The sequence below is a fragment of the Archangium violaceum genome, from assembly GCF_016887565.1.
GTDB classification, from domain to species: Bacteria; Myxococcota; Myxococcia; order Myxococcales; family Myxococcaceae; genus Archangium; species Archangium violaceum_B.
In genome coordinates, this window is sequence record NZ_CP069396.1 from 7,961,687 (window position 1) to 7,975,752 (window position 14,066).

The 14,066-nt window shown below is 71.2% G+C and carries 11 protein-coding genes; 9 read left to right on the forward strand and 2 right to left on the reverse strand.

What is annotated here, in order from left to right; translation table 11 throughout:
* Positions 1–3 precede the first annotated feature (3 nt).
* Genes JRI60_RS31675 through JRI60_RS54670 form a run of 3 tightly spaced genes read left to right on the forward strand, consistent with a single transcriptional unit; the run spans position 4 to position 4,103 of the window.
* A complete protein-coding gene (locus JRI60_RS31675) occupies positions 4–2,352 on the forward strand; it encodes a M28 family peptidase (RefSeq protein ID WP_204219672.1) in 2,349 nt (782 codons plus the stop codon).
* Between the two features lie 3 nt (positions 2,353–2,355).
* Positions 2,356–3,033, forward strand: a complete 678-nt coding sequence (modB, locus tag JRI60_RS31680) for a molybdate ABC transporter permease subunit (protein WP_204219673.1) — start codon at positions 2,356–2,358, stop codon at positions 3,031–3,033.
* Positions 3,015–4,103, forward strand: a complete 1,089-nt coding sequence (locus JRI60_RS54670) for an ABC transporter ATP-binding protein (RefSeq protein WP_204219674.1) — start codon at positions 3,015–3,017, stop codon at positions 4,101–4,103. The genes modB and JRI60_RS54670 overlap by 19 nt, the downstream gene beginning before the upstream one ends.
* 15 nt (positions 4,104–4,118) lie before the next feature.
* Here the strand turns inward: JRI60_RS54670 and JRI60_RS31690 are convergent, their stop codons facing one another.
* Entirely contained in the window at positions 4,119–4,520 is a 402-nt protein-coding gene (locus JRI60_RS31690) for a response regulator (protein ID WP_204219675.1), read from the reverse strand.
* A gap of 502 nt (positions 4,521–5,022) precedes the next feature.
* Here JRI60_RS31690 and JRI60_RS31695 point away from each other — a divergent pair.
* From JRI60_RS31695 to JRI60_RS31720, 6 genes are all read left to right on the forward strand, one after another.
* The gene (locus tag JRI60_RS31695) at positions 5,023–5,988 is read left to right on the forward strand and encodes an efflux RND transporter periplasmic adaptor subunit (RefSeq protein WP_204219676.1); all 966 of its coding nucleotides are present in this window, start codon (positions 5,023–5,025) and stop codon (positions 5,986–5,988) included.
* 2 nt (positions 5,989–5,990) lie between these two features.
* Positions 5,991–6,938, forward strand: coding sequence for an efflux RND transporter periplasmic adaptor subunit (locus tag JRI60_RS31700; protein WP_204219677.1), 948 nt, complete (start codon positions 5,991–5,993; stop codon positions 6,936–6,938).
* The gene (locus JRI60_RS31705; RefSeq protein ID WP_204219678.1) at positions 6,928–9,156 is read left to right on the forward strand and encodes a peptidase domain-containing ABC transporter; all 2,229 of its coding nucleotides are present in this window, start codon (positions 6,928–6,930) and stop codon (positions 9,154–9,156) included. Before JRI60_RS31700 ends, JRI60_RS31705 begins: the two co-directional genes overlap by 11 nt.
* Before the next feature lie 90 nt (positions 9,157–9,246).
* Complete coding sequence (locus JRI60_RS31710) at positions 9,247–9,507, forward strand: mersacidin/lichenicidin family type 2 lantibiotic (RefSeq protein ID WP_204219679.1); 261 nt, start codon at positions 9,247–9,249, stop codon at positions 9,505–9,507.
* Positions 9,508–9,660: 153 nt separating this feature from the next.
* Positions 9,661–9,900, forward strand: coding sequence for a mersacidin/lichenicidin family type 2 lantibiotic (locus tag JRI60_RS31715; protein ID WP_204219680.1), 240 nt, complete (start codon positions 9,661–9,663; stop codon positions 9,898–9,900).
* A 36-nt stretch (positions 9,901–9,936) separates the two neighbouring features.
* Complete coding sequence (locus JRI60_RS31720; RefSeq protein ID WP_204219681.1) at positions 9,937–13,164, forward strand: type 2 lanthipeptide synthetase LanM family protein; 3,228 nt, start codon at positions 9,937–9,939, stop codon at positions 13,162–13,164.
* Position 13,165: 1 nt separating this feature from the next.
* Here the strand turns inward: JRI60_RS31720 and JRI60_RS31725 are convergent, their stop codons facing one another.
* Positions 13,166–13,987 carry a WecB/TagA/CpsF family glycosyltransferase gene (locus tag JRI60_RS31725; protein ID WP_204219682.1) on the reverse strand — a complete coding sequence of 274 codons (822 nt, stop codon included), beginning with the start codon at positions 13,985–13,987 and terminating at the stop codon, positions 13,166–13,168.
* Positions 13,988–14,066: the final 79 nt, after the last annotated feature.

Sequence of the window (14,066 nt, forward strand, 5' to 3'; positions counted from 1 at the left end):
CCCGTGTCCCCCGACGACCCCGCGCAGTCACCCCGTACCTCCCCGCTGGCCCGGTGGGGCGCGCTGGCCTTGCTGGTGGCTGCCCTGCTGCTGGGCTTCCTTCCCTTCCAACCCCCCTCGCCCCTGCCCGCGGACGCACCGGGCACCGAGTTCTCCGCCTGGCGCGCCCGGAAGCGGTTGGAGGTCATCGCCGCCGCCCCCCGCCCGATGGGCAGTCCGCGCCATGCCGAGGTGCGCGAGTACCTCGTGAGCGAGCTGCGGGCCATGGGGCTGGAGACGGAGGTCCAGGTCGCCCAGGTGTTCGTCCCCGAGTACGGCCACGCCTTCGGCGCGGCGACGGTGCACAACGTCGTGGCGCGGCTGCCCGGGCGCACGGGCGCGCACGCGGTGCTGGTGGTGGGCCACTACGACTCGGTCCCCACCGGCTCGGGGGCGAGCGACAACGGCGCGGCGGTGTCCAGCATGCTGGAGACGGCGCGCGCCCTGCGCCAGGGCCCTCCACTGGAGAACGACGTCCTCTTCCTGTTCTCGGATGGCGAGGAGCACCGCCTGAACGGTGCCGCGGCCTTCCAACGGTTCCACCCCCGGGCACGCCAGGTGTCGGCGGTCCTCAACTTCGACGCCCGCGGCACCAGCGGCTCCGTCCTGATGTTCCAGACCGGGGCCGACAACGGGTGGCTGATCCGCCAGCTCGCGGCCGCGCCCCACCCCGTCGCCAACTCGCTCTCGGCCGAGGTCTACAAGCAGATGCCCAACAGCACGGACCTCACCGTCTTCATGGACGCGGGGCTGCCGGGCCTCAACTTCGCCAACATCGAGGGCGGGCTGCACTACCACACGCGGCTCGAGGACCTGGAGCACCTCGACATGTCGACCCTCCAGCACCAGGGCGAGCTGCTGCTGTCGATGGCGCGCCGGCTCGGGGACGCCGACCTCGCGCACGTGCGCGAGCGGGACGCCATCTACTTCAACCTCGGAACGGTGCTGGTGCACTACCCGGTGACGTGGGCCATGCCCTTGTTGGTGCTGGCGCTCGTGCTGGGGGCGGGTGCCTGGGGGTGGGCGATCCGCCGCGGCCAGCTCCGCGCCCGGGGGCTCGGCTGGAGCGTGTTGGGACTGCTCTCGGCCCTGGTGCTCTCCTGCGTGACGGTGTGGCTCGCGTGGAGCGCCGTGGAGTGGCTGGTGCCCGGCGTGCGGGCCCTGCCGGAAGGGCAGACCTACCGCGACGGCCCCTTCATGCTCGGCTTCGCCCTGCTCGCCCTGGGGTGCCACTCGGGCGTGCTCGCCCTGCTGCGCCGCAAGACGACCCCCGCCGAGCTGGCCGCCGCCGGGACTCTGCTGTGGCTCATCCCCACGGTGCTCACCACGTGGATGGTGCCCGGGGCCAGCTACCTGTTCTTCTGGCCCCTGCTCGGGCTGACGGTCGCGCTGGCCGTGGCCGCGGGCCCGTCGAGGGACGGGGGCCTCGCTCCGGGAGGGGTGCTGGCACTGGGCCTGTCGGCCGCGCCGGGGCTCGTGCTGGTGGCCCCCTTCGTCTTCTCGGTCATGGTCGCCCTCACCCTGGCGCTGGCCTTCGTGGCCATGGTGCTCGCGGCCCTGCTGCTCGCCGCGCTGGCGCCCGTGCTGCGGGTGGTGCTGGGACGGATGCAACCGTTGACCACCGCGGCCTCGTTCGCCCTCGGCCTGCTGCTGGTGGGGACCGGGGCGGTGCTGGGAGCCCGCTTCGACGCGACGCAACCCCGGCCGAACAGCGCCATCTACCTGCTCGACGCGGACACCCACTCCGCTCAGTGGGTGTCGAGCGATGCACTCCAGGATGACTGGCTGGCCCGCTTCCTCGGTGCGAACCCCGAGGCCCGCCGCCTGGAGGCCTACGCGAATTGGAGCCGGAACGTCTGGACGGCGCCCGCGGCACAGGTCCTGGACCTGCCCCCGCCCACCGTGGAAGTGGTGAAGGACGAGACGCACGGCGGCGTGCGCGAGCTCACGCTCCGGGTGGCCTCGCCCCGCGGCGCGCCGATGGTGGAGCTGCGGCTCGAGCCCCAGACGAAGCTCCGGGACGTGAGGCTCGCGGGCACGGGGCTGAACGCGGAGCAGCTCGAGGAGGCCCGGATGGCACTGGGAGGCCCGAGGATCCAATACTGGGCGGCCCCACCCGAGGGCTTCATGCTCACCCTCGTGGTGGAGAGCGGGCAGCCCCTCCGGCTGCGCGTGAGCGATCACACCTTCTCCCTGCCCGACCTGGAGAACCTGGACGAGTCCCGCCCGGCCGGCACCACGCCGGTGTCCTACGGAGAGGCGCTCGCCGAGGGGACGCGGGTCACCCGGACGCTGCAATTCCGGGAGGAGTGAGACGTGGACTGGGCCGCCATCGCGTTGAGCCTGCGCCTGGCCGCATGGACGACGGGCATCCTCCTGGTGCTGGGTCTGCCCATCGCCTGGTGGCTGGCCAGCTCGCGCTGGCGCTGGAAGTTCCTGGTGGAGGCCGTGGTGGCGCTGCCGCTCGTGCTCCCTCCCACGGTGCTGGGCTTCTACCTGCTGCTGGCGCTCGGCCCGCGCAGCCCCCTGGGACGCGGCTTCGAGTCGCTCACCGGGCACACCCTCCCCTTCAGCTTCGAGGGCCTGCTGCTGGCCTCGGTGCTCTACAGCCTGCCCTTCGCGGTGCAGCCCTTCACCGCCGCCCTGGCCGGCGTGGATCGCCGCCTCATCGAGGCCTCCTGGTGCCTGGGCGTCTCGCGCTTCCAGACGTTCGTCCGTGTCGTGCTGCCCCTGTCCGCCACGGGCATCCTCTCCGGCATGGTCCTCACGTTCGCGCACACGCTGGGGGAGTTCGGCGTGGTGCTGATGGTGGGCGGCAACCTGGAGGGCCGCACACGCACGGCCTCCATCTCCATCTACGACGCGGTGCAGGCGCTGGACTACACGTCCGCGGGCAACACGGCGCTGCTGCTGCTCGTCTTCTCGTTCGTCGTGCTGGCGCTCACCTACGGGCTCCAGCGCAGGGTCTGGGCACCATGGCCGACACGCTCGTAGTCGACCTGGAGAAGCGCTTCCCCGGAGGCCCCACCGTCCGGGCGGCCCTGGAGCTGAGGGCCACGCCGGGCCGGGTCGCGGTGCTCTTCGGGCCCTCGGGCGCGGGGAAGACGACGGTGTTGCGGTGCCTGGCGGGGCTCGAGCGGGCCGAGCGCGGGCGCATCCTCTTCCACGGCGAGCCCTGGTGGGACGCCGCGGCCCGCGTGGACCTGCCGCCCCAGCGGAGGCGCGTGGGCTACCTCTTCCAGGACTACGCCCTCTTCCCCCACCTCACCGCGGAGCAGAACGTCCAGTACGGGCTCGCCCACCTGCCTGCGGCCGAGCGCCGCGAGCGCTCGCGCTCCCTCTTCTCGCTGCTGCGCCTGGAGGGGCTGGAGGGACGCGGGCCGCGCGAGCTCTCCGGTGGGCAGCAGCAGCGGGTGGCGCTGGCGCGGGCGCTCGCCATCCGTCCCCGGCTGCTGCTGCTGGACGAGCCCCTGTCCGCGCTGGATGCCCCGTCGCGCGAGCAGCTCCGGGGCGAGCTGCGGCGGATGCTCCGGGAGCTGGGTGTGCCCACCGTGGTGGTGACGCACGACAGACTGGAGGCGCTGGCGCTGGGGGACGATCTCGTGGCCATGGAGGGGGGCCGGGTGTGCCAGGTGGGGCCGGTGGCCGACGTGTTCAACCACCCGGTGGAGCTCGCGGTGGCGAGGATGACGGGCATCGAGACGGTGCTGCCGGGCAAGGTGCTGCGGCGCGAGGAGGGACTGGCCACGGTGGCGGTGGGCCCGCATCACCTCACCGCGCTGGAGCCCTCGCTCGGGGGAGACACGGTCTTCGTCTGCATCCGCGCCGAGGACGTCACGCTGGGCCCGCCCGAGTCCTCGCCCACCAGCGCGCGCAACCGGCTGCCCTGCACCGTGGTGTCGCTCTCTCTCGAGGGCGCCCTGGTCCGCGTGGCGCTCGACGCGGGCTTCCCGCTCGTGGCCCGGGTGACGCGCTTTTCCTGCGAGGAGCTGGGGCTCGCCGAGGGCAAGCCCGTCACCGCGACCTTCAAGGCCCCCTCGGTGCGGCTCGTGCCGCACCCGTGAGGGGGCTCGGCGCGACTAGACGGTCGTCTGGCGCGAGGCGGCCAGCGACACGGCGGCGGACCGTACGTCCTCCACATCGAAGAACTGATCGAGCACGTACGCCCCGTCGATCCGCGCCAGGCGCTCGCGCATCTTCGGCGTGGTGAAGGCGCTCAGGAGGATGACGGGAATCTCGGGATGACGCGCGCTCAGCCACGCGAGCGCCTCCAGACCGGCGTCACCCAGCATCCGCACGTTGCAGATGATGAGCTCCGGCATCTTCCCCTTGCCGGAGAAGAGCCCCTGGGAGAGCAGCTGGACGGCGTCCCGCGCGTCCTCGACCGCCCCGACTTCGAAGCGCTCCTGCGAGAGCATGTCGCACAGAAGCTGGCGACGCTCCCTGAGGTTCTCGATCACCAGTACCTGACCCTGGAACATGACCGGACGCTTCCGGGACTCCTTCCAAGACGCCACCGGCGAAGAGACCACCGGAATCGACTGCGAAAACCGCCTGCTCCGCGCGTACACCGCATTCTCTCCCATGACGGCCACTCTGTCCCTTCCCGACTGGCCGCTTTTCAGCAGGACTTGTGCCATTCCCGCTGGCGCCGCGCCCATACCACGATTGTCGGCGGAATGACTAAGCATGCCCGCTGGGTCTGACCAGTGGGTGAGTCAGGGAAAACCGCCACATGTGGCGTTCCGCTACACTTCCCCCTCGCTCCCGCCGGATACGGGATCTTCCGCCCGACAGAAGCGTCGGATTTCGCACTGTCGCGAAAAATGAGAATCCACCCAGGACCCTCACGCGGATGAAGCCTTCCAGGAGGGCCACCGAGTAAGCGGAGCCAAGAATCCGGCTCCCCGTCGTTGCGCCGCCTCCCGTCACAACGCCCTCGCGCCCCCTCTCCCCGAATGGGACCTGCCACGGGAGAGATGGATGCAGCACAGGGTGCGGATGATGGCCGTGGGGTGGGGACTGGTTTTTCTGGGGAGCGTGGGGGGTACGGCGCCTGCTCTCGCGAACCCCGATTCGAGTGGGAACGGCCCGACGCCCGCCCTGGTGGTGGACGGCGGAGCCGCTTCCCGCTCGGATAACGAGGAGCCCTTCCTGGGCGTCGTCATTCCCAATGACACCGTGGAGGTGAGCTCCCGCTTCGACTCGCGGCTGGAGCAGGTGGAGGTCGAGGTGGGCCAGTCCGTGCGCGAGGGGCAGGTGCTCGCGCGGCTGGACACGCGCTCGCTCCAGCAGGAGCTGGCCGCGGCCCGGGCCACCGTCCAGGGCTCGCGCGCCGAGGAGCACGCCGCCGCCCTCGCCCTGTCCGAGGCCCGCGCCAGGAAGCGCCGCTATTTCACCCCGCGCTCGCTGCAACTGGGCGTCTATTCGAAGGAAGAGTTGGACAAGGTCCGCTACGAGGAGAGCACCGCCGACGCCCGCTTGCAGGCCGCCCGGGCCCAGACGCTCCAGCGCCAGGCCCAGCTGACCGAGCTGAAGCAGAACCTCGACGACGCCACGCTCGTGGCGCCCTTCGATGGCGTGGTGGCCGCCCGGCTCGTCGGTCCCGGCACGCGACTGGCGGCGGGACAGCCCGTGCTCCGGCTGCTGGGCAGCGGCGAGTGGAAGGTGCGCTTCGCCGTCCCCGAGGACGAGGCGCGTGGGCTCCAGCCGGGCGCGTCCGTGGAGCTGAAGGTGCTCCAGCGCGGCCTCACGCTGATGGGAGCCGTGGAGAGCATCGCGCCCGAGGTGGACGCCGCGGCCCGCCTGGTCTTCGCCACCGCCACCTTCACCCAGCCACCGCCGCCCGAGGTCTCCGCGGGCCAGGTCGTCCACGTCCGCTCGGGCCCCACGCAGCGGCTGGGCGGGAGGGGCACGGGCGGCTCGGCGCCAACGGGAGCAACGCATTGACCATGGAAGCAACCCAACGCACCCGCATCTTCCGCGAGGAAGCCCTGCGTCACCACGAGGGCTCCCAGGACGAGGGGGACGTCCTCCGAATCTCTCCGAAGTGGACCCAGTGGACCTACTGGGTGCTGATCGCCCTGATCGTCGCCGCGGCCCTGTATTCGCTGCTCGGCACCATCCCCGAGTACGCCTCTGGCCCCGCCATGGTGAAGGTCGAGGGCCGGAGCGAGCTGACGGTCGAGGCACCGGGAATCGTCGCCTCGGTGGACGTGCGGCCCGGGCAGCGGGTGGAGGCGGGGCAGCCGCTGGTGAGCTTCCTGTCGCGGGAGGAGACATCCACGCTGGAGCGCATCGAGCGCGAGTTCGAGCTGCAGCTCGTCCGGGTGCTTCAGAACCCCGCGGACGAGTCGGCGCGCCAGGCGCTCACCTCACTGCGAGCCGAGAGGGAGCTGGCCCAGGCACGGCAGCAGGCCCGCACGCTGCGGGCCCCGCAGGCCGGGGTCGTGAGCACGCTGAAGGTGCGCAAGGGCCAGTACGTCAACCCGGGCGAGAGCGTGGTGTCCGTCACGGGTGACGAGGTGCACGTGACGCTGGTGGCGCTGCTGCCCGGCGGCTACCGGCCGAGGCTCGAGCCGGGCAAGCCGCTGCGCGTGGAGCTCAACGGCTTCAGCCACGAGTACCAGACGTTCACCATCGAGTCCGTGGGAGATCAGGTGGTCGGGCCCAACGAGGTGCGCCGCTACCTGGGGGCGGACAGTGGGGATGCCGTCCAGCTGTCGGGCCCCATGGTGGTGGTGAAGGCGAAGGTTCCCGCGACCACGTTCACCATCAAGGGAAAGACGTTCAACTACTTCGACGGGATGCTGGCCCAGGCCGACGCCCGAGTGCGCACCGAGCGCATCCTCGTCACGCTGATTCCGGGTCTGAAGGGAGCATTGGGACATGAGGACTGAACCCGCCCGGCATCCGGGTCTCACCGAGCGGTTCCCCGCGTTCCGCAACCTCCACGTGAGGGGCCGCGAGCGCCGCATCCCGCTCGTGCGTCAGCTCTCGGAGATCGAGTGTGGCGCCGCCTGTCTCGCCATGGTGCTCGGCTACCACGGGAAGCCGGTACGTCTGGAGGAGGTCCGTCAGGCGATGGGGGCGGCGCGCGACGGAGTCTCCGCGCTGGAAATCCTGCGCACGGCCCGCGCCTTCGGGCTGCGAGGCCGGGGCGTCTCCGTGGACGAGGACGCGCTGACGTACCTGCCACCCGGCACCATCCTGCACTGGCAGTTCTCGCACTTCGTCGTCTTCGAGAAGCTGGGGCGGGACGGTGTCCACCTGCTCGACCCGGGGCACGGCCGGCGCAAGGTGTCCCTGGAACGGTTCCGCCAGTCCTTCACCGGCGTGGCGCTGCTGCTCGAGCCGGGGGAGAACTTCGAGACGGGCAAGAAGCCCCGTCCCCGCTCCGCCGCCAGGTACGCGCTGCAGGTGCTCCAGCACTCGCATGTCCTGCAGCGCATCATCGTCGTCTCGCTCATCCTGCAGCTCTTCGCGCTGGCGGTGCCGGCGCTGACGGGGCTGATCATCGATCGCGTGGTGCCCAAGGGGGACAAGCACCTGTTGCTGGTGGTGGGCCTGGGCTTCATGTCGCTGGCGGGCTTCCAGCTCCTTACCTCGCTCATCCGCAGCCACCTGCTGCTCGAGCTGCGCACGCGCATGGACTCGAGCATGACGCTGGGCTTCCTGGAGCACCTGGTGGGACTCTCCTACGCCTTCTTCCAGGTGCGCGCGGCGGGCGATCTGATGCAGCGGCTCAACAGCAACGCCACCGTGCGGGAGATCCTCTCCTCCAGCACGCTCTCCGCCCTGCTGGATGGCGCCCTGGTGGTCATCTACCTCGCGCTGCTGCTCGTGGTGAGCCCGATCATGGCGGCCATCGTGCTGGGGCTGGGCACCCTGCAGATCCTCGTCCTCCTGCTGTCCACGCGGCGCCAGCGCGCGTTGATGTCGGAGAACCTGGAAGTGGAGGCGAAGAACCAGAGCTACCAGATCGAGATGCTCACCGGCATCCAGACGCTGAAGGCATTCGGCGTGGAGCACCAGGCGGTGCAGCGCTTCTCGGAGAACTTCGTCAACGTGCTCAACGTGTCGCTGAAGCGGGGCCGGCTGATGGCCTGGGTGGACGCGCTCACGGGCACGCTGCGGCTGGTGGCGCCGCTGGTGCTGCTCACCGCGGGAGCGCTGCTGGTGCTGGCGGGGAAGATGTCGCTGGGCACCATGATGGGGCTCAACGCGCTCGCCGGGGCGCTGCTGGTGCCCCTGGGCAACATGGTCACCACGGGCTCGCAGCTGCAACTGCTGCGCAGCTACGTCGAGCGCATCGACGACGTGCTGGACACGCCACCCGAGCGGGACGCGTCCAAGCCCGGCCGCGCGGTGAAGCTGAAGGGCGGCATCGAGCTGGACCGGGTGTCCTTCCGCTACGCGGGCACATCCCCGCTGGTGGTGCAGGACGTGTCGGTGCGCATCGAGCCCGGCCAGTCCGTGGCCATAGTCGGCCGCTCGGGCGCCGGGAAGACGACGCTGGCCAACCTGCTGCTCGGCTTGTACCTGCCCTCCTCGGGGCGCGTCCTCTTCGACGGGGAGGATCTCACGGAGCTGGACCTGCACTCGGTGCGCAGTCAGATGGGCGTGGTGCCCCAGGAGCCGACCTTCTTCAGCTCCACGCTGCGCGCCAACATCGCCATCTCCGACCCGGCCGCCCCGCTGGAGCCCATCATCGAGGCGTCCCGACTGGCCCAGCTCCATGACGACGTCATGTCCATGCCCATGGGTTACGACACGCCGCTGGTGGATCGGGGCGCGTCGCTCTCGGGCGGCCAGCGGCAACGGCTGGCACTGGCCCGGGCGCTGATGCAGAAGCCGGCGGTGCTGCTGCTGGACGAGGCCACCAGCTCCCTCGACGCCATCACCGAGAGCCGGGTGCAGCAGTCGCTCGCCTCGCTCCGGTACACCCGCGTCATCATCGCCCACCGGCTGAGCACCGTGGTGGACGCGGACCTCATCCTGGTCATGGACCAGGGCCACCTGGTGGAAGCCGGCAAGCACCAGGAGCTGCTCCTGCGCGGCGGCATCTACGCGGAGCTGGTGCGCGCGCAGATGCGCAGCGGCGGCCGGGTGGAATGAAACGTCCTCCGCGTGACATCGGATGACAGCTGACTCCTTCTGGTTGCCCGCGCCACACAACCCGGCGCGGGCATCCCCACAGGAGAAGTCATGAAGAAGGAACTGATCATCCGTGCATGGAAGGACCCGGCGTTCCGCGCGAGCCTCTCCGCCGAGGAGCGCGCTTCTCTTCCCGAGAGTCCCTCCGGGAAGTCGATGACCGAGCTCGATGAGTCCGAGCTGGATGGGATCTCCGGCGGTGGAAGACCGAGTCCCAAGTACTCGGTCGACACGTTCCGTTGTCCCGCCCCCACGTTCTTCTGCCCCCCGCCCAAGACCATCAACTCCTGCGGAATCGTCGCCTGCATCTAGGCGCCCGAGCGCGGTGAGCCATCACCGGAACGCGGCGCCCCGATACACACCAGCCGGGCGCCGCGTTCCGCTTGTCACAGACCTCCCCCACACGCTCCACCCGGATGCCGGCGCTCGAAGACCGGCTCCCCCCCAACTCCGGAGTCACAAGACATGAAGAAGGAATTGATCATCCGCGCCTGGAAGGACCCGGCGTTCCGAGCCAGCCTCTCCGCCGAGGAGCGCGCCACCCTTCCCGAGAGCCCTTCCGGCAAGGCGATGACCGAGCTCGACGAGGGCGAGCTGCTCGCCATCATCGGTGGACGTTCCGCGGAGATGCAGCCCGCCACGGGGTGTGACGGTCCCGAGCGGCAGACGTGCGGAATCATCAACTGCTCCCTCCTCGACAGCTGACCGCGCGGCCCCCGGACATCGGCACAGGTGATACCCATGCAAGTCATTGCTCCTGTCTTTCCCTGGAAGAAGGCGACATTCCTTCACGAGCGGGCCACCGCGAAGGGAGGTGCCCCCTCCGAGGGAAACGACTCGGCTCGCGAGGAGGCCGAGCGCCGCGCGGATGCCTGGCGCCAGCTCATGTCGGGAGACGACGCGACCCTCGACGAGCGGCTCAGCAGCGTGGGGCTCGACCGTCAGGCGTTCCTCCAGCTCCTCGCCCACTCGGGGGGCCAGGACGACGAGCCCGAGGACAGTGGCTCATGGGTCTTCCTCATCCAGGAGGTGATCGAGCAACGGCACGCCGGAGAGGCCCTGCCCACCTCGCTCCAGGCGCCCTCCAGCCCGGGACAGCCCGGGCTGTCGTTCTCGGGACTGCTCCACCCGTTCCTGCGGATCGCCACCGCGAGGCTGCGGACGAGCCTGGCCGCGCTCCAGGCCCGCCACGGTCTGGAGCGCCCCATCCTGGCGCCCGAGGCCGAGGCCGCGCTGCTCGAGGGACTCGCGCGGCGGCTCCAGTTCCTGGCCACCCGGACCCTCATCCTCGAGCTCAACGTGGCCCGGATGCTCGAGCAACTGCCCGGCGACTCGCCCCAGGAGCGCTTCCATTACTTCTCGACGCGGCACCTGGGGGAGCCGCGGGTCCTGGTGGCGCTGCTGGAGGAATACCCGGTCCTGGCCCGGCTCCTGGCCACCAGCACCGAGCGGTGGCTCGACGTGAGCCTGGAGCTCCTCCAGCGCCTCGTCGCGGACCATGAGTTGCTCGGCCAGACCTTCCTGGGGGGCCAGGACATCGGACTGCCCACCGGACTCCAGTCCGGCATCTCCGACCTGCACCGCGAGGGCCGGAGCGTGCTCCTGCTCCAGTTCAGCTCCGGTCTGAAGCTCGTCTACAAGCCGAAGTCGCTCGCGGTGGACATCCGCTTCCAGCAGCTCCTCCAGTGGATGAACGCGAAGGGCGTGCGCCATGCGCACCGGGTGCTCACCGTGCTGGACCGTGGCTCCTACGGCTGGGTCGAGTACGTGGAGACCGCGAGCTGTGACTCGCGCGAGGCCCTCCAGCGCTTCTACTGGCGGCAGGGCAGCTCGCTGGCCCTGCTCCACACGCTGGCCGCCGTGGACTTCCACCTGGAGAACCTCATCGCCGCTGGCGAGCACCCCGTGCTCGTGGACCTGGAGGCGCTCTTCCACCAGCGGTCCTCCCAGGAGACAGGGGACTCGGCCCACCAACGTGCCTGGGCCGCGCTCGACCGTTCCATCATCTCCGTCGGCATGCTGCCCATGCTCATCTTCGGCCGGGGGGGACGCGCGGGCGTCGACATGAGCGGGTTGGGGGGCGAGGCGGGCCAGCTGTCACCCCAGGCGGTGCCCATGGTGGAGGACGCGCTCCACGACACCATGCGCGTGGTCCGCCGCCAGGGCCGCACGTCCGGCTCGAGCAACCGGCCCCAGCTCCAGGGCCAGCCGGCGGACGCCGCCGAGTACACCGAGGACATCGTCCAGGGCTTCGAGGAGACGTACCGGCTCCTCATGCGTCACCGCGAGGAGCTCGGGCCCCGGCTCCAGGACTTCGCCGACGTGGAGGTCCGCCACATCGTGCGCGCCACCCAGCGCTACGCGCTCCTCCTGCAGGAGAGCGTCCACCCCGACTTCCTGCGCGATGGCCTCGAGCGGGACAAGGTGCTGGACAACCTCTGGGCCGAGGCCACCCTGTGGCCCTCGCTGCGGCGGCTCGTCCCCTACGAGCACGCGGACCTGCGCCTGGGCGACATCCCCATGTTCACCACGCGGCCCGGCCAGCGCCACCTGTGGAGCAGCACCGGCGAGTGCATCCGCGACTACTTCGCGCATGACAGTCTGGGCGAGGTGCGGGAGCGGCTCACGCGGTTGGATGAGAGGGATTGTGCCTGGCAGGTGTCGCTCATCCGCAAGTCGATGGTCTCCCTCGACAAGGGCCGGGGTGCCGCGCCCGTCATCACCCGGACCGGACAGCGACCTCCCCCCGCGCCCGCCTCGCGCGAGGAGTGCCTCGCCGCCGCCATCTCCATCGCGGAGGACCTCGCGGCCAAGGCCATCCGGGGACGCACGGACGTGTCCTGGATTGGCATGAACCTGGAGGACCTGGGGCGGTGGCGTTGGAGCCTCGCGCCTCTCGGCACGGACGTGTACGAGGGCGTCGGCGGGCTCGCCCTGTTCCTCGCGTACCTCGCCCGGGAGACCGGACGCGCGGACTTCGAGCAGCTCGCCCACGCGGCCCTGGAGCCCGTACGGGACTCCTGGCGCAACCCCGACCCGAGCGACGCGGGCGTGGGCGCCTTCGTCGGCCGGACCTCCGCCGCGTACGTGCTCGGACACCTGGCCGCCCTCTGGAACCAGCCGGAACTGCTGGACGAGGTGCGCGAGGGACTCCCGGCGCTGGAGGCGCTCATCGACACCGACACGCGGATCGATCTGCTCAGCGGCTCCGCCGGGTGCGCGCTCGTCCTGCTCGGACTGCACGCCCGGACCGGGGACTCGCGCTTCCTGGAGGCCGCCAGGCGATGCGGGGAGCGGCTCGCCGTCATGGCCCAGCCCATGCCGGAGGGAGGCCTGGGCTGGAAGGGCGCGGCGGGAGAGCGGCCCCTGTCGGGCTTCTCCCACGGTGCGGCGGGCATCGCGTACGCGCTCCTGGAGCTGGCCGCCGCCACCGGCGACACGCGCTACCGCGAGCTCGCGCAGAAGGGGCTCGCCTACGAGCGCGCCCTCTTCGTCCCCGAGCGCGCCAACTGGCGCGATCTGCGCGAGCCCGAGAAAGGCGCGGAGGGCATCGCCACCGGCTTCATGGTGTCGTGGTGCCATGGTGCCCCGGGCATCGCGCTCGGGAGGCTGTGCTCGCTGCGGCACCAGGATGACGTCCAGACACGCGCGGAGCTCGCCACGGCGCTCGACACGACCCTGCGCGAGGGCTTCGGCGGCAACCACTGCCTGTGTCACGGAGACATGGGCAACCTGGAGCCGCTGTACCTGGCGGGCGAGCGGCTCGGCGAGCCGCGATGGATCCGCGCCGCCCTGGAGCGCGCGGCCCACGTCATCCACACCGGACGCGAGCGCGGCTGGCTCTGCGGGCTGCCCCGGGGCACGGAGACCCCGGGGCTGCTGATGGGACTGGCCGGCATCGGCTATGGCCTGCTGCGGCTGGCGGCCCCGGAGCGCGTGCCGTCGGTGCTCTCCCTGGCGATGCCCTGAGTCAGCGCCTGGAGCCCGCGAGGATGCGGAGGAACGACAGGTTCCGGCGCAGCAGCCGCACCGGAGCCGTCAACCACCGCCGGCACCGGTCGAGCCACCCGCGCCCGGCCAGCTCCCGCCAGCGCTGCGCCGGACGCCCCTCGTCCCAGGGCGACTCCAGCGCCGCCCCGGTGCCCACCAACACCGCCGGCTGCAACCGCGCGCCGGCGTACTGGCAGAACAGCTCCTGCTTCGGCGTCGCCATGGACACCAGCACCAGGTGCGGCCGCGTGAGGGCGATGCGATCGATCAGCCGGTCCACCCACGGACCGCGCCCATCCTCGGGCACGCCCGGCGCGGCCACGCCCACCGCGAGCAGCCCGTACCGGTCCCTCAGCCCGCACGCGGTCCACTCGGCGACCCCTGGCCGCTCCGCCACCACGAGCACCCGCCAGGCCCGCTCACGCGCCAGCTTCGCCAGCGGCGACAACCACTCCGCCCCCACCAGCGACTCCGGCACCCGCGGGCCGATCACCCGGGCCGCCCGCGCCAACGCCGGGCTCCCCGCCAACGAGAGATCCGCCGTGGCGAGCGCCTGACGCAGACCCTCGTTGGCCTCCGCCAGCACCACCTGCTCCACATCGGGCGTGAGGATGCGCCCACCCTGGCCACGCGCCACCAGGGCCTCGATGGACTGCAGCACCTCACCCGGGCGCCCCAGATCCAACGGCACGTGACCGATCCGTACACGAGAGAAGACCCGCCCCTGCTCCCACTCCGCTCTCCTCGGCGCCAGCGACGCCAGACCGCTCCGCGGCGTCTCCAGCCCGACAACCCCGTTCATCGCCCTCCTCCTCCCGGCTCCCGCGGTGCGCGGGACAGTGGTGTCTGACACCACGATCTGCCAGGGGGGTCTGACGTAC